14 protein-coding genes, 1 tRNA gene and 1 other RNA gene are annotated in these 16,729 nt (G+C 51.3%); 11 read left to right on the top strand and 5 right to left on the bottom strand.

All coding sequences use genetic code 11. The annotated features are described in order from the left end of the window. Positions 1-62 precede the first annotated feature (62 nt). The 5 genes from chrA to ABWV33_RS12485 all read right to left on the bottom strand — a co-directional run bounded on the left by chrA (position 63) and on the right by ABWV33_RS12485 (position 4,041). Positions 63-1,289 (bottom strand): chromate efflux transporter, encoded by a 1,227-nt coding sequence (gene chrA, locus ABWV33_RS12505; RefSeq protein ID WP_353331501.1) that lies wholly within the window; start codon positions 1,287-1,289, stop codon positions 63-65. 397 nt (positions 1,290-1,686) lie between these two features. Next, complete coding sequence (locus ABWV33_RS12500; protein ID WP_121997369.1) at positions 1,687-2,118, bottom strand: ester cyclase; 432 nt, start codon at positions 2,116-2,118, stop codon at positions 1,687-1,689. Between the two features lie 80 nt (positions 2,119-2,198). Next, positions 2,199-2,547: a transfer-messenger RNA gene (gene ssrA / locus ABWV33_RS12495) on the bottom strand. Positions 2,548-2,572: 25 nt separating this feature from the next. Beyond that, entirely contained in the window at positions 2,573-3,232 is a 660-nt protein-coding gene (locus ABWV33_RS12490; protein WP_353331125.1) for a TenA family protein, read from the bottom strand. Positions 3,233-3,294: 62 nt separating this feature from the next. Beyond that, on the bottom strand, positions 3,295-4,041 hold the full coding sequence (locus tag ABWV33_RS12485) for a FadR/GntR family transcriptional regulator (RefSeq protein WP_353331123.1): 747 nt from the start codon (positions 4,039-4,041) through the stop codon (positions 3,295-3,297). A gap of 248 nt (positions 4,042-4,289) precedes the next feature. On the opposite strand from ABWV33_RS12485, the gene ABWV33_RS12480 reads away from it, so the two are divergent. From ABWV33_RS12480 to ABWV33_RS12430, 11 genes are all read left to right on the top strand, one after another. Continuing rightward, positions 4,290-5,384 carry a dimethylsulfoniopropionate demethylase gene (locus ABWV33_RS12480; RefSeq protein ID WP_353331121.1) on the top strand — a complete coding sequence of 365 codons (1,095 nt, stop codon included), beginning with the start codon at positions 4,290-4,292 and terminating at the stop codon, positions 5,382-5,384. An 86-nt stretch (positions 5,385-5,470) separates the two neighbouring features. Further along, a complete protein-coding gene (acuI, locus tag ABWV33_RS12475) occupies positions 5,471-6,466 on the top strand; it encodes an acryloyl-CoA reductase (RefSeq protein WP_353331120.1) in 996 nt (331 codons plus the stop codon). A gap of 194 nt (positions 6,467-6,660) precedes the next feature. Further along, complete coding sequence (locus tag ABWV33_RS12470) at positions 6,661-7,095, top strand: DsrE family protein (protein WP_353331118.1); 435 nt, start codon at positions 6,661-6,663, stop codon at positions 7,093-7,095. Positions 7,096-7,243: 148 nt separating this feature from the next. Continuing rightward, positions 7,244-8,467 carry an aminotransferase class V-fold PLP-dependent enzyme gene (locus tag ABWV33_RS12465; protein ID WP_353331116.1) on the top strand — a complete coding sequence of 408 codons (1,224 nt, stop codon included), beginning with the start codon at positions 7,244-7,246 and terminating at the stop codon, positions 8,465-8,467. 150 nt (positions 8,468-8,617) lie between these two features. Then, the gene (locus ABWV33_RS12460; RefSeq protein ID WP_353331114.1) at positions 8,618-9,826 is read left to right on the top strand and encodes a class I SAM-dependent methyltransferase; all 1,209 of its coding nucleotides are present in this window, start codon (positions 8,618-8,620) and stop codon (positions 9,824-9,826) included. 16 nt (positions 9,827-9,842) lie between these two features. Continuing rightward, positions 9,843-10,283: a TrgA family protein gene (locus ABWV33_RS12455; RefSeq protein WP_353331112.1), complete on the top strand. Its 441-nt coding sequence runs from the start codon at positions 9,843-9,845 to the stop codon at positions 10,281-10,283. A 45-nt stretch (positions 10,284-10,328) separates the two neighbouring features. Further along, entirely contained in the window at positions 10,329-11,453 is a 1,125-nt protein-coding gene (locus ABWV33_RS12450) for an NUDIX domain-containing protein (protein WP_353331110.1), read from the top strand. Between the two features lie 80 nt (positions 11,454-11,533). Continuing rightward, positions 11,534-12,568, top strand: coding sequence for a cysteine synthase A (locus tag ABWV33_RS12445; protein WP_353331108.1), 1,035 nt, complete (start codon positions 11,534-11,536; stop codon positions 12,566-12,568). Positions 12,569-12,578: 10 nt separating this feature from the next. Continuing rightward, a complete protein-coding gene (locus ABWV33_RS12440; protein WP_353331106.1) occupies positions 12,579-14,984 on the top strand; it encodes a DUF3772 domain-containing protein in 2,406 nt (801 codons plus the stop codon). After that, positions 14,974-15,696 (top strand): alanyl-tRNA editing protein, encoded by a 723-nt coding sequence (locus tag ABWV33_RS12435; protein ID WP_353331104.1) that lies wholly within the window; start codon positions 14,974-14,976, stop codon positions 15,694-15,696. Before ABWV33_RS12440 ends, ABWV33_RS12435 begins: the two co-directional genes overlap by 11 nt. Positions 15,697-15,752: 56 nt before the next feature. Further along, positions 15,753-15,842 (top strand) — tRNA-Ser (locus tag ABWV33_RS12430). Positions 15,843-16,729 lie beyond the last annotated feature (887 nt).

The raw sequence follows: 16,729 nt of genomic DNA, 5'->3' as shown, positions 1-16,729 counted from the left end.
AATACTTGGCCCTAGCATAGTGGATTCTAGCGGAAACAAAAGGCCACCCTCACATATTTCACCTACAGGAGGTGCGCCAATGCACCGGCTCCTGCCATGAGCCCAAGCACCAGTGCAAGGCGATGCTTAGTCAACACCATGAGCATGACCGCCAAGAAGCTGAGGAGTAAGGCAAGCAGGTTTAGGCTTTCCCAGTTTGGCAGAGGGATTGATATAGGACCCGCATTCCATGGTGACACCTGATCAAACAGCACATGGAGGGCAAACCAAACCGAAAGGTTGAGGATAACACCAACTACTGCCGCGGTAATTGCCCTTAGCGCAGCTGCCAGACGTGGGCGTGCTGCAATGTGATCGAGATAGGGTGCAGCAAGAAAAATCCATAAGAAACAAGGGACAAACGTAGCCCAAAGCGCAACAGCCCCAGCGGCGAGAGCCAATTGAGGGCCACCGTTTAGTTGTCCAGTTAGCATGGCCACAAATTGGGTGACTAGAATCAGAGGCCCTGGCGTGGTTTCGGCCAATCCAAGCGCATCAATCATTTGAGCCGTTGAAATCCAATTAAACTGATCGACAACTGTTTGCGTCATATAGGCGAGGACTGCATAGGCTCCGCCAAAAGTGACAACCGCCAACTGTGCAAAAAACCAGCCAATGTCTGCCAGCAGAACAGGACCACTCACTGTTATGGCAACCAAAGGCAGTAGCCACAGACTAAGCCAAAATATGGCGGTTCTTATTGGATGGCCATTTCGAATGGAAACTGCAGGACTGGGGGGAGCCGAGGGCACAGTAAAGTATCCCCACAATGCCGCACCTCCGATGATGATTGGAAATGGAAGATCAAATGCAAAAATTGCAAGAAACCCAAGGCCTGCGATGACCCATGCTTGTCGGGATGTAAGGGCACGTTTCGAGAGACCCTTTAGTGCCTGAAGAACGATAACAATAACCGCGGCTTTGATACCCAGAAACACCGACTGCACTAGAGAAAGCTCACCATAGGCCGCGTAGAGGCCAACAAGCGAAGCGATGACAAACGCACCAGGTACCACAAAAAGAAGGCCAGCAATCAATCCCCCGATGGTTCCACGCAGACGCCAGCCAGCATATGTTGCAAGCTGCATCGCCTCAGGACCCGGCAACAACATGCACAATGAGAGCGCGCGTAGAAACGTGTCTTCGTCTAACCAGGGACGTTCTTCCACCAGTTCACGGTGCATCAAGGCGATCTGAGCAGCTGGACCTCCAAAAGACATCAGGCCGATGCGGCCAAATATTTGTGTCATTTCAAGATAGCTGGGGGTCACGTCAGTGCCCTCGGGGTCAGTCGTGGCATTGGTCCGATCTGCACAGGTCACGGCTAAGTGCCCCGCCTCTTAATAAGTGGGGTTCTCATTGATCTATGTCGAAAATTGAAATGAAGAACAAGACTAAGAATCCCGGTGCTCCGCCACGTTCGGAAAGCGACTCTCGTTCTGAGCGTCGGTGTTAAAAGAGCCGAAGGTGATGCCCCGCACGCGTACATGGGGCTGAATAGATCATCACGTACAGAGATTGTTTTGAGGAAATCGAGTGAAGGTGGAAATTAGTGTGCTGGGAATGCCTTGCCCCCAACGCCATGGGTAACCGAAAGTGGCGTAAATGGGGGCAAGATCCGATCTAGTGACCGGAACCAGTGCCGGATTATGCCCACTCTAGCTTTTGACCGGTCATACAGATGGGCAGTGAATCTTCGGGCAATTGTCCTAACTGCTCAAAAAGCGAAATGAAATCAAACTGATTGTACGCTTCCACCAGTTTGTCCCCGGAAAACCTGGCCATGACCTGGCCGGTTACTTCTATCGGGGCGCCGTTGTCAGCACGCGACGTGTGAACATGTAAAATGGCTGAGACCCATTCATCATCTTCGATTGTTTTCGGCAGCGTGACCTTGATCTCGCCGACATGATGGCGGAAAGCCATAACGAGTTCTCGGAAATCATCCGGCCCGACCTGCATTTCGGGAATAATCCCTTCTGCCATCGCACTCGGATCAAAAAACTTGTCGATCGCATCAAGATCGCCGTGGACCCAAACCTGGTCATACCATTCTTTTAACAACTGGGATTTTTTCATGTTGTCCCTCCTGGGTTGCAAGGCCCAAAATGAGACACAATCGTGAACAATTCCTGAACGATAGATCACGTTTTTGTGGAAGTGCAGGTTTCTGTTGCCAGGTACCTGCGAACCCCGCCTAGCGCTGCAAAGCACTAGGACTTAATTTTCGGTGTTAGGCACTGCTTACGCAGCGACTGCTACCGGAGCACGATTGTCATTTGCAATTGTACAGTTTTCGCCGATAACGGTGGCAGACAGCCGAGACAAAGCTAACCCCTTTAGACGTCCGTCGATCCTGTTTCGACCCCATGATGCCCAAATGAAGCATGTTTGGTGGAGTCGCCGGGTACCGCCCCCGGGTCCGATCCGTTTATTACGAGCGCATTTATGTCCATAGTCCCGAAGGACATCTTCTATATAGGTGACCGGGCCGGGGGATGCAAAGGGTTGCAGACCTCGGTTCTGAAAATTTTTAACTTTGAGGGCAGGCGGCGTAGGAGGCATCGAAAAATGCACACTCCAGAGCAACGGCACGGATGAACAGCGTCTCTACCTCTTGTTGCGCGGGTGCGGAAAGAGTTGGCCAGACCTGATCCAGTTGGGCGCGTAGGTACTCGACAACACCCTCGAACCCTTCACCCGCATGCAGCGTGATCCATTCAGCAAACCAAAACGGCAAATCATTTCGCGGCGGGTTTACCCGCGTAGCCCAACTGAGATAGGTCCATTCCGCCACAACCAGCACCGCCAGCATCAGCTCATACCGACCTGATGCAGCGGCTTCGGCCATTAGGTCTTGAAAATCTCGGGTGGTGGCTACTGGGGGCACATTGCGTGTTGCCTCATCCATATCCAGCGCATCAAATGACCGTAGGAAATAGGTGTTCTCAGGTCCCGTAATCACAGCCAAAAATTGTGCCGCTGGAACTGAATCCGCGAGACTGGGCGCGTGCGCTATGGCGCTGGCCAATAGGCGTACAAAACCATCGATGAACTGATAATCCTGCGCAAGATACCAGCGCATCTTGCTTAAGGGCAGGGTGCCCGCAGCCAATTCTGTGGTAAATGGGTGGGTCGTTGCTGCTTTCCAGTCCGCCGCGGCAAGCTGACAAAGGTGATCGGTCGCGCGCAAAGTTCATTTCCTCTTTTCAATTTGCTTGGGCGACAAAGCCTGTTTGTCTAACAGATGCAAGGTCAGCCCGAAGAAAGATCTGCTTTGCTGCGACGCGCGGCCATAACATTGTCCTTGAGGGCAATGGTATACGTCATAAGTTCAGCCAAAGCTGCGTCTGCGACCATACTGTCTTTGTTTTCGATGGCATCGGTGATCCGCGTGTGCAGCGTAACTATTTCTTCGCGGGATCGTGCGGTAAAGGTGATCATATTCATCAGCGGCTGCATTGCCTCAACTGCGCCTGCCAATTGATAAGACAAGATAGGGTTGGCCGCCCCGTCAACAAGTGCCCGGTGAAAAGCAACATCCGAAGCGCAGAATGCTTCGTCAGTTAACCCCGGTTGACCCTGACGAAAGATTTCTGCGCGCATAGTGGCCAATTGATCCGCTGTGCGTCGAATGGCAGACAAAGGCGCGCACGCGCGCTCTAGCGCAAACCTAGCCTCGCAAGCGGTGTCAAAACTGACGGCATTCATACTGAGCAGCAGCGTCGATGTGGTTATCTGTTGGGTATAGGCATCTTCAAAGCTGAGCCTGTTGACAAACGCGCCACCGGTAGCCCCGCGCTGTGTTCGGATCAGGGATTGCGCCGCTAAACGCTTTAACGCTTCACGTACTGTTGAGCGCGAGACTTGAAACTGTTCGCTTAATTCTGTTTCGGACGGCAGGCGTTCATCTACGATAAGCTCACCTGCGACGATTGCATCCCGGATGGCCTGTGCAATCTGTGCTGATAAGTCGGCTGAACTCTTTGGGTCAATTTTCATTCGGTTTCAGTCCTTTTTAATTGTCAGACAATTAAAAGTCTGACATTTTCACCCAGAGACTTGAGTCGCATCTTGTCTAGCTGGGTTACCCCACGAAATCTATTGTGCAGTCTAAGGGACGCTGCCGCCTAAAGGTCGTGGGTCTTAGGGTAAGATCCTATTGAAGCGTTAATCTTCAATGGGTTGATATATTTTCTTTCTGTACCGTTCTTTGAAGGTACAGGTTTGATCCGAGAGGAGATACGAAAATGGCCGTAATTTTTCCATCGCGCCGCGTGCGCAAGACTCCGTTTTCGCAGGGCGTCGAAGCCGCCGGTGTTCAAGGGTACACTGTGTACAATCACATGTTGTTGCCGACTTTTTTCAAGGGAGTTGCCGATGATGCCGAGCATTTGAAAAAGCATGTTCAGGTGTGGGATGTATCTTGTGAACGCCAAGTGCAGATCAAGGGTCCAGACGCGTTGAAGTTGATGAAGCTTATCAGCCCGCGTGACATGGATAAAATGGCCGCGGATCAATGTTATTACGTCCCGGCAGTGGATCAAGCGGGTGGCATGTTGAATGACCCCGTGTCGATCAAGTTGGCAGACGATCACTATTGGTTGTCGGTCGCTGACGGTGATCTGTGGCAATATGCACTTGGCATTGCGGTGGGGCGCGGACTGGACGTTGAAATCGATGAGCCAGATGTCTCACCGTTGGCTGTACAAGGCCCAAAGGCAGATGAACTGATGGCACGGGTATTTGGTGAAATTGTGCGTGAAATCAAGTTCTTCCGATATAAACGTCTTCCGTTTCAGGGGCAGGAGTTTATTGTGGCACGCTCGGGGTGGTCAAAGCAAGGTGGCTTTGAAATCTACGTTGAGGGCAGCGAATATGGTATGCCTCTATGGGACGCGCTTTTTGCGGCGGGTGAAGATTTGAATGTTCGCGCCGGTTGCCCGAATAACATCGAGCGGATCGAAAGCGGGCTGCTAAGCTTTGGATCAGACATGCGCCGAGATAACACGCCGTATGAATGCGGTTTGGGGAAATTCTGTAATTCTCCAGACGACTACATTGGCAAGCAAGCTTTGAGAGAGCAGGCTGAAAACGGACCGAAACGGCAGATACGTCCATTGGTGATCGATGGTGAAATCGGGGCCTGCACGGGATCTTGGTCCTTGTTGGCAAATGGGCAGCAAGTTGGCCAAGTTGCATCTGCGGTTTATTCACCCGAGTTTGAGGTAAACGTGGCGATTGGCATGGTGGATCGCACTCACTGGAACCCAGGCACACGGATCGAAATCGAAACAGAACACGGCATGCGTTTGGCTGAAGTTCAGGATCGATTTTGGCGATGATTTAAGTGGCTTGTATCGGTAGATGTAAGTCTGTATTTTTTTATTTAACTTATGGGCTTTGTGCCTTGTAAGAAAAGGAGAATATGATGTTCAAAGCTTTGGTAATGAGCAAAGATGAAGACAGCGGTAAAGCAAGCGCTTCGATAAAGCAGATCGGACTAGAAGATCTGCCAGAAGGCGAAGTTACCGTTGCGGTCGACTATTCAACAGTGAACTACAAAGATGGATTGTGCCTAAGTTCAAACGGCGGCGGGCTGGTTCGCAAATACCCACATGTTCCCGGTATCGATTTTGCAGGTACAGTCGAGGCGTCCAAAGATGATCGCTATAAAACCGGCGACAAGGTCGTCCTGACCGGTTGGCGCGTGGGTGAGGCGCATTGGGGCGGTTACTCTCAAAAAGCGAACGTGCGCGCTGATTGGTTGGTTCCGTTGCCAGAGGGGCTCGATGCACGTCAGGCAATGGCTGTTGGAACCGCTGGATTCACGGCGATGCTGTCAGTTATGGCGCTTGAGGATCATGGGCTGCAGCCCGGGCATGGTCCAGTGTTGGTAACAGGTGCAGCTGGCGGCGTAGGCTCGGTTGCCACGGCGATTTTGGCGCATTTGGGGTATGAAGTGGCCGGTGTTACTGGACGGCCTGAGACAGGGGATTACCTGAAATCTCTGGGTGCAACTTCGATCGTTGCACGCGAAGAGTTGAATGAAACTGTTAAGCGCCCGTTGGAGAGCGAAACTTGGTCCGGGTGTATTGATGCGGTCGGCGGCCCAATGCTGGCCCGTGTCCTGGGACAGATGAAATACGGGGCTTCTGTTGCTTCGGTTGGTCTGGCCGGCGGTGCCGGTTTGCCTGCAACGGTTATCCCGTTTTTGTTGCGCGGTGTGAATCTGTTGGGGATCGACAGTGTGATGCAACCCTTTGACAATCGTCTGCGTGCGTGGCAACGGATCGCAACCGATCTGCCAATGGATAAATTGGAAGCCATGGTTCACCCAGCTGTCTTGAGCGATCTGCCTCAATTGGGCGCCGATATTCTGCTAGGTCAAGTCAAAGGGCGTGTTGTCGTCGATGTAAACGCCTGAATGCTTTTTGATTGCCATAAGTTGCGCGGGCGAGATCTCGCGTAACTTTTCTGCAAATGAATTCTAAGTTTGGAATATTAATGATCTAAATCAAATCTCGCTCAGTAAGATCCGAATAGGACGTTCAAAGCTGTATCTCAGATGGATGAATTTGAGGCAGCACAATTGAAATTCGTTCGAAAGGAACTTGAGTTATGAAACGATTGCTGGCGATGACCGTTGTTGCAGGCAGCCTTGTTGCGTCTGCTGCTCTTTCAGATGAGTCTAAATCACTGGTCACGGTTGTAACTACTGCTGAACCTCAAACGCAGTTGATGGCGATGGTTTTGACAATGCAGGCAGCCAAACAAGGCGCAACTCCGCATGTGTTGCTGTGTGGTCCAGCTGGGGACATTGCGTTGAAATCGGCCCCTGACACCGTGACTGCTGGGCAACCGCCGATGGACGTCAGCCCGCAAAAACTGATGATGGGGATATTGAAGCAACCGGGCGCCAAGATTGAAGTTTGTGCGCTATATCTGCCCGGAAAAGCTGCTAAGGCAGATGTATTGCTAGACGGTATCGGTGTTGCAAAACCGGGTGAGATGGCCGGCGCATTGTTGGCTGCAGATGCTCGATTGAGCTTTTAACCGAACGGAGGTCGGGTGGTGTCATTCGCCATTCCGACCACGTCCTTTGAAAATACTGCCGATCCCGGTTCTGACCCGTGTCACAATACCTTGCACGCTTTGTGAAGGCTGCTTGACGAAGGCGCGAAACGAAGCAAAGACTGTGCGCATGACACTGGATATTGATTTTGTTCGGGCGCAATTCCCGGCGTTCTCCGAGCCGTCCTTGCAAGGGCAGGCCTTCTTTGAAAACGCAGGTGGGTCGTATACCTGCAAGCCTGTAATAGACCGGCTGATGCGGTATTATTCGCAACGCAAGGTTCAACCCTATGCCCCGTACGAGGCAAGCCGCTTAGCAGGGGCTGAGATGGACGAAGCCCGTGAGCGCATGGCGGCGATATTGGGTGTTGAAGTCGATGAGCTGAGCTTTGGCCCATCAACAACCCAAAACACTTATGTCCTGGCCCAGGCTTTCCGGCAGTGGATGAAACCGGGTGATGCTATCATTGTGACAAATCAGGATCACGAGGCAAATACCGGATCTTGGCGCCGCTTGGCCGACGAAGGTATCGAAATTCGTGAATGGCAGATTGACCCCAAAACCGGGCATCTTAACCCAGAAGATCTTGATCCATTGTTGGATGAAACTGTCCGTCTGGTCTGTTTCCCTCACTGTTCAAATGTTGTTGGAGAGATTAATCCCGTCACAGAAATCACTGCTATTGCGCATGCGGCAGGGGCTTTTGTTTGTGTAGATGGGGTTTCTTATGCACCGCATGGTTTTGCGAATGTTAGTGATCTGGGCCCCGATATTTATCTATTCTCGACCTATAAAACCTACGGTCCGCACCAAGGGTGTATGGTGATCCGGCGGGCTTTGGCGGAATTATTGCCCAATCAAGGGCACTTCTTTAACGCCGACACCCTCTACAAGCGGTTTACGCCAGCTGGACCGGATCATGCACAGATCGCGGCGAGCGCGGGTATGGCAGACTATATTGAGCTGTTGGCGACCCACCATGGTGCGCCAGAAGGGGATCTCACAAGTCGGGCCGAGTTCGTACATGACCTGATGCGGGCGCATGAGGTTGAATTGCTTCAACCTTTGCTCGACGCGGTGAGGGATCGTAACTCAGTACGATTGTTGGGTCCTGATCAGGCTGAAAAACGCGCGCCAACTGTTTCTCTGTCTTTGACACAAGCGGCAGAACCTGTGGCGGCTCAACTGGCCGAAGAGGGCATTATGGCCGGTGGCGGCGATTTCTATGCCGTGCGGGCTTTGCAATCCATGGGGGTTGATCCGACGCAAGGCGTGTTGCGCCTTAGTTTTACGCATTATACGTCAAAAGCAGAGGTTGACCAGTTGATCACTGCCTTGGATAAAGTGCTGTAACCGTGCAAAATAAGGCTGCCCCTAAGGGGTGGCCTTGCGCAAGTGATAATGGGGTTTCTGGCAATAGCGGAAAACTGCCCATAATCACACAAAACTTGCCAGAAAGTGGATCTCGTCCTAGCTTCTTACTGAACTTTCAAGGGGAAGCGGATGATCCTGACGTCAACGGAAGGGCAGGAAAACCTCCCACGGTATTTCGCCCGTGTCATGCAAATGCTGCAAAACCTGCAGTACGGTAAGCTGGAAATTGAATTGCCTGATGGGCGCGTTTTTGCTGTTCAAGGGACGGAGCCCGGCCCCGTTGCAATGATCAAAGTACACAAGTCTGATTTGTTCACCCGGTTGATACGTGAAGGCGATCTTGGTTTTTCAGAAGCATACCTAGAAGAGTGGTGGAGCACGCCCGATTTGAGAGCGTTTATGGATCTGATGCATCTGGGGACAGATACGGTCTATGATTACTTTCCGGGTATGGGGTTGGTTCGGGCTTATGAACGGATGAGGTTCTGGTTACAGCGCAATCATAAAGAACAGGCGAAAAAGAACATCTCGCATCACTACGATTTAGGAAACGAGTTCTACAGCCTGTGGCTGGATGATACGATGACTTATTCCAGCGCTATTTTTGAAACTGGACAGGAAAGCTTGGAAAATGCGCAGATTGCGAAATATGAAAGCTTGATCAACGAGATGGGTGTTCAGCCTGGTGACCACATTTTGGAGATTGGCTGCGGTTGGGGCGGATTTGCTGAATATGCAGCAAAAGAACGTGGGTTACGAGTGACCGGGCTTACAATTAGTCAGGAGCAGTTTAACTTTGCGCAGCAGAGAATTGAAAATGCAGGACTTTCTGACCAAGTTTCTTTCAAGTTGCAGGACTATCGCGATGAAACAGGTCGGTACGACGGGATCGCTTCGATAGAAATGTTCGAAGCTGTTGGGCAAAAGTACTGGCCAATCTATTTTGACACTGTAAACAAAAGGTTGAAGCCCGGTGCGCAGGCAACCTTGCAGATCATTACGGTCGCGGACCGACGTTGGGAGGTTTACAAAAACGGCGTGGATTTCATCCAGAAGTACATCTTCCCGGGAGGGATGTTGCCATCCCCTAAGATTTTGAAGGGACAGATCGAACAAGCCGGTTTGAGAGTGGTTCGATCTCGTGAATTTGGGCAGAGCTACGATCAAACGCTGCGCCGTTGGTATGATGCCTTCAACGGAAAATGGGACCAAATTGCCGAGTTGGGATTTGATGACCGGTTTCGGCGGCTCTGGAATTTCTACCTGACATCCTGCGGCGCAGCCTTTGACACGGGGAACTGCGATGTGACACAGATTACAATCGTAAGACCAGAATAATTCAGGACCACTCAAAATGCCCACAGCCGCTCGTCTTGTCGCCGCAGTTTGCCTTGCGCTGATTGCCTTTATTGTGTCGGGTATGGTCATCCCTTTGATGCCTGAGGGGATGGACTTTGGATATTTCACTTGGGTTAACGTCGTTTTGGGGGTGCTTTGTGGTTGGATTGTGATGGGCAAGCGCGCTGGACATGGGCTTACGGGGGCAATCAATAACGGTTTAACTGGCGGGGCCGCGTTGATTTTTTGGGGGCTTTTCGTTCAGGGAACGTATGAAATGGTCCGTCGAGCTATGAAAAACCGGTATGATGGCCCCTTTGAAGCGTTGCTTTCGATCTTTGAGATTGGGTTTGAGTATGGAACAACAATTTTTGTTCCCAATATTATTGCTACTGTTTTGGTCGGCAGTGTATTGGCTGGGTTGGCGACTGAACAAGCTTGGCGCCAATGGCGTTGAATACAAACGTAAATTTTGAATAATTGATCTAGGTGAGCCGATCCTGTGACTGATCTCTTTTTTTATGGTTCGCTGCGGTACACTCCGCTGCTTGAAACTGTTTTGGGCCGAGAGGCTTCCGAGATAGATATGATAGAAGCGCATCTGCCAGATCATGCGGTGCACGCTGTCGTCGATCAGGCCTTTCCAATGATCCTGCATATGTCAAACGTCAAGGCTCAGGGGGTTTTGGTACGTGGGTTAAGCGACGATGATATAGCGCGACTGGTATATTACGAGGGCGGGTTTGATTATGATCTGAGCCAACACAGCCTCATGACCGAAACGGGAGACACTGCAGCAGGAGAAGTCTTTTTCCCGGCTCCCGGACTGTGGAAAGCTGGCGAGCCATGGTCATTAAAGGGCTGGATAGACAAATGGGGGGCGATGTCGCTGGCCGCCGCGCAAGAAGTTATGTGCCATTATGGGAAAAAGTCTGCAGAAGAAATTGCCGAACGGTTTCCTTCCATCCGTATTAGGGCTGCAGCGCGTGTCGCCGCACAGGCGAGGGCGAAAGACGCTGAATGGGACGTGCATAAGGACGTTGTTGTACACAAGCATGAACGCCCTTTTCTGAATTTTTTTGCGATAGATGAAATGGATCTTCAATTTCGCCAGTTTGACGGCAGTCTGAGTCCGGTTGTCAATCGCAGCGCTTTATTGGTGGGACGGGCTGTTGTTGTTCTGCCGTATGATCCTGTGCGCGACACGGTTCTTTTGATACAGCAGTTTCGCGCCCCAGCGTTTATTGCTGGTGATCCGGCACCTTGGGTTTGGGAAGCTGTGGCCGGGCTGGTTGATCCAGGCGAAACACCTGAAGAAACAGCCAAACGAGAAACCATCGAAGAGGCACACTTGGAACTGTCTGGGTTAGAGGAAGCTGGTCAGGTCTATTCTAGCACAGGGTCTTCTGGGGAGTTTTGCCATCTGTTTGTCGGTTTGGCAGATATTAGTGCTACGGTAAGTGGCGCGGGGATTGATGCCGAGGGCGAGGACATCCGAAGTCAAATCATTTCATTCGATGGATTGATGGCTATGGTCGATGCTCAACAGATAAAAAGTTTGCACCTTTTGGCAGTTGCACAATGGCTGGACCGACATCGATCACGCCTACGGGCCGCGATTTGCTGAACAGTTTCGGATGATCTCAGCTTGAGGTCACATCGGAGCAAGAGTACACCTGAGCTACGAATATCATAAGTGAGGTCATCATGCGCATTGCGAGCGATCTGGCAGACGCAGTCGGAAAGACACCTTTGATCCGGCTCCGTCGGGTTAGCGAAGAAACCGGATGCGAGATCCTTGGGAAAGCCGAGTTCCTGAACCCGGGCCAATCAGTCAAAGACCGGGCCGCTTTGTACATCATCCGGGATGCCATTGCGCGTGGAGAGTTGAAACCGGGCGGTACAATCGTTGAGGGGACTGCCGGGAACACCGGGATTGGTCTGGCGCTTGTTGGGGCCTCGATGGGGTTCAAGACCGTGATTGTGATCCCTGAAACGCAATCCGAAGAGAAAAAAGATATGCTGCGGTTGGCTGGTGCTCAATTGGTGCAGGTTCCCGCAGCCCCATATCGCAATCCCAACAATTTTGTTCGTTACTCCGAGCGTCTGGCGCGCGAGCTTAACAAAACGGAACCAAACGGCGCCATCTGGGCAAACCAGTTTGACAATGTTGCGAACCGTCAGGCGCATATCGAAACTACCGGACCGGAGATTTGGGAACAAACCGAAGGTAACGTTGATGGGTTTGTGTGTGCGGTTGGATCGGGGGGAACCTTGGCCGGTATCGCAGATGTCCTACAGCCCAAAGGGGTCAAGATTGGACTTGCGGATCCGATGGGGGCAGGGCTGTTCAGTTACTACACGACAGGTGAGCTAGCCATGGAAGGTGGGTCGATTGCCGAAGGCATCGGGCAAGTTCGCATCACAAAGAACCTTGAAGGGTTCAAGCCTGATTTTTCTTATCAGATACCCGATGCCGAGGCGTTGCCTTACGTATTTGATCTACTCCATGAAGAAGGGTTGGTCTTGGGTGGCTCTTCTGCGATCAATATCGCAGGTGCGGTCCACTTGGCAAAGGATCTGGGACCGGGCCATACAATCGTGACTGTGTTGTGCGATTATGGGACGAGATATCAGTCGAAGCTCTTCAATCCCGATTTCCTGCGCGAAAAAGATCTGCCGGTTCCAGACTGGATGACAAAAGCTCCGTCTAGTATTCCTGGTGTGTTCGAGGACGTTTGAGGTGATCTTGATGCGCCGCATAGTCGTCGCGGCGCTTGCCGTATTTATGCTGGGCCTGAGCGGTATCGCAGAGGCCCAGCTTTCTGAAACCAGCCGCGACTATTACAAGGCCTGGTTAAAGACAGCGGCGCGTGCTGAAGAAGCTGTAGATAACTCCAGAGCCTCAAGTGCCGCGTTTGGCAAATTGCGCAGTGAAATTTCCGAATATCGAGAGATTTTTGCGGTTGCGCGAACTAAAAACTCAGAGCGTATTCATACGCTTGAGTCTCAGCTGGAAGCTCTTGGCCCCAAGCCCGAAACCGGTGAAGAGCCCTCGGATATTGCTCATCTCCGAAAAATACTGACTGAACAGTTAGATGTGCTGAGAGTTCCGCGGATCGTATCAGAAGAAGCCTATAGCCGCGCAAATGGTTTGATCACAGAAGTTGATCGCATCATTCGCGAGCGTGAGGCTGCGAAATTGCTTTCACGTGGCCCATCACCGTTAAACCCCACATATTGGCCAGATGCATGGACAAGCCTCGAAAGAGCCAGTTCGGGTTTGATCAATGAAACGGCGAACAATTTGCGGTCCGATGTTGTGCGTCAAAAAATTGAAGATCAGTTGCCTATGATTTTGGGGTTGCTGTTCGCTGGCGTTGTATTGATTTTCAGAGGACGCAAATGGTCTGAACGGTTCGGGGATTATTTGCGCAGCTTTGGAGGGGCAGGAACCGGAGTTTGGAGCTTTGTCGTATCGCTGACCCGTATCCTTCTGCCCTTCATTGGAGCAATGCTATTGGTGCAGGCGGTTTCGTTGGCTGGTTTTTTGGGACTGCGTGGGCAACTTGTTTTACAAGGGATTCCAGCCTGGGCCGCCATTTTTCTCGTCTTTAACTGGATTGGGCGGCAAATTTTTCTGCTGCGCCGACAAGAAGAACTACAGGTCCTTGCGTCGATGCGTATCGCCGAATTGAGGTTGTTGATCGATCTTCTGTCAACAATGCTCATTCTGCATGGTTTGGTTCAATTACTTGGCACTGTTGAGAATATATCAGAGGCGACGCGTGCGGTCATCGGGTTTCCTGTGGTTTGTGTGACTGCTTTGATCTTATTGCGGATGCAACGCCTGCGGTCTTCGGATGCAGGACAAGACGCACTCACGGGCGGCAGAGATAAAAGCCCGCAAGGGTTTTCGCGTCTCATCGAACTTATTCGCCGCGCACTTTATTTACTGGGCCTAATTGCACCCATTTTGGCGGCGGCAGGTTATGTCCACGGTGCCGAAGCTCTGATTTATCCGGCTGTCACGTCGTTAGCACTGATCGCAATCATGATCATCTTACAACGCTTTTTGGTAAATCTTTATGTTTGGATTTCCCGCAGCGGAGACACTGCGCGTGATTCACTGTTTACGGTACTAATTGGTTTTGCCTTAGCGCTTCTTTCTTTACCAATTCTTGCGCTCCTTTGGGGGGCAAGAGGTGAGGTCATGACCGAACTCTGGAGCAAATTGCTTGAGGGGTTCCAGATTGGTGGAACTCGGATTTCTCCAACAATCTTTTTGACCTTCGCAGCGCTTTTCATGTTTGGCTATACCCTGACTCGCTTATTGCAGGGCGGTTTGCGAAATTCGTTGTTGCCAAAAACGAGCATCGATCCGGGGGGGCAAAATGCCATTGTTGCCGGAACCGGCTACGTCGGCATTTTTCTTGCTGCCTTAGTGGCTGTGACTGGCGCAGGGCTTGATTTATCTTCTCTGGCCATCGTTGCAGGTGCTCTCTCTGTTGGTATCGGTTTTGGTTTGCAAACGATTGTCTCGAATTTTGTCTCGGGAATTATTCTCCTTGTCGAGCGCCCAATTTCCAAAGGGGACTGGATCGATGTCGGTGGTAGAATGGGGTATGTGCGTGATATCTCGGTGCGTGCGACCCGGATCGAAACCTTTGATCGGACCGATGTCATTGTTCCCAATTCGGACCTGATTAGTGGGTCAGTTGTGAACTACACGCGCGGGAATACTGTCGGTCGTGCAATCGTACCAGTTGGTGTTGCCTACGGAACGGACACTCGTTTGGTTGAGAAAATCCTTGGTGAAGTTGCCAATTCGCATCCTATGGTGCTCGCAAATCCAGCGCCTAGCGTTGTGTTCCAAGGGTTTGGCGCAGATTCTCTGGACTTCGAAATTCGCGCCATTCTGCGAGATGTGAATTGGGTTCTCTCAGTTAAGTCTGACATGAACCATGAAATTGCTAAGCGGTTTACTGAGGCTGGGTTGGAAATTCCCTTTGCGCAACGTGATATCTGGTTGCGAAATCCCGAAGCGTTGGCTGGCGGCGGTGTGCCATCAGAAAAGACCGAAACGACAAATCAGGTCGGTGAGCCGATTGAGATGACCGAAGCAGACCTGAGCGTGGAGGCCACGGATGAGCACTGAGTTGTTATTTCTTAAAGATGCATATCAAAAGACGGGACTGGCAACTGTAATTGCCCATACATCCGAAGGCGGTGTTGTCCTGGACAAAAGCCTGTTCTATGCCACCAGCGGTGGTCAGCCAGGGGACAGTGGAACTCTTTGCTGGGATAATAGCGAAATGGTCGTAGCCACTACTATCAAGGTTGATCGTGGAGCGATTGCGTTAGTCCCCGTCGATGGGCAGAGCCTGCCGCCTGTTGGAACAGAAGTCAGCATGGAGTTGGATTGGAGCAAACGTCATGGGCACATGCGTGTGCATACCGCTTTGCATTTGTTGTCTGTTGTGATCCCCTCGCCTGTATCCGGTGGGTCTATAGGTGCTGAAAAAGGGCGGTTAGATTTCAATATGCCCGACGCCCCTGAGGACAAGGCGGTTTTACAGGCACAACTGCAGTCATTGATCGACCAAGACCTGCCTGTTTTAGCAGATTCTATCACTAACGAAGAATTGGAAGCTAACCCAGGGTTAGTCAAAACTATGTCCGTCTCTCCACCACGCGGAACAGGACACATTCGTTTGATCCGCATTGGAGAAGGAGGTGCTCAGGTCGACCTTCAACCGTGTGGCGGAACCCACGTTACTCGTACCGGAGAGATTGGAAAAATCCGTTTGGGCAAGGTTGAGAAAAAGGGAAAAGTAAACCGTCGCATTTACCTGCATCTTGAAGCATAAAAGTACAAAAAAGCCTCTTGCAAACCGGCGCAGGATACTTCAAATAACGCCGCAGTGGACAGGTGGCCGAGTGGTCGAAGGCGCACGCCTGGAAAGTGTGTAGGCGGGAGACCGTCTCCAGGGTTCGAATCCCTGTCTGTCCGCCATTTCATTTTGTTTACACTTTAATCAATGCGCTTCGGGTCTGTTTTGTGCAGGTTTTTCCGACCTGAACAATTTTTGTTCTGGTATTGACTACAGAGAGAATGAGTTGCTTCTCTGCTTCTCTGCTTCTCTGCTTCTCTGCTTCTCTGCTTCTCTGCTTCTCTGCTTCTCTGCTTCTCTGCTTCTCTGCTTCTCTGCTTCTCTGCTTCTCTGCTTCTCTGCTTCTCTGCTTCTTTCGCGTATCGCTCAGCTTCGGCAAGTGTTTCATGTCCAGACCACGCCATTAATTGATTTGAGGTTGCGCCGCGTTCGGCCATCTTCGCGCAGCATGTGTCGCGCAGTCCATGAACTGTGCGCGGGTCTTCCCCCGATAGTTCTGCATCCCGTCAGGCTTCACTAAACCAGTTACTGGCTGCTTTTTTCAAACCGTTGTTTCCCTTGAGTTGTTGCCAGCCATGTTAACTGTCGTTCAAAGATTTTGTTAATGCGCTACTCAAGGAATTCGTGCGCTTCGTTGTCGACGAATTCTGCTAGATCTCGATTGAATGAGAACAGAACATCACCTTTGGTTTTCTTTTGCTTGAACTTTATCCAACCGTCGCACTCAACCCATCTGGGGCCGCATCGAACTGCGTCACAAATTCTCATACCCGTAAACAACATCAGTTCCATCGTTAAGCGTTGGGGCTTGTCTGTGGCCCACTGCTTACGAAACACTTGAATGTGTTCGTCACCCCATCTTTGATGGCGTTGCCCCGTTTGGGGTTTTGGCATTTCGACGTGCAGCGCCCAGTTCTTTTCGATCATTCGAGGTTGCGCCAGTCCAGAAATTTCCGCCAAGTTTGCAAACGTGCGCGCGCCGCATTTCGAGCGAGATCAGCAATATCGT

It is taken from the genome of Phaeobacter sp. NW0010-22 (genome assembly GCF_040365955.1).
GTDB lineage: Bacteria > Pseudomonadota > Alphaproteobacteria > Rhodobacterales > Rhodobacteraceae > OMPR01.
This window is presented reverse-complemented; position numbering and strand designations above follow the sequence as displayed.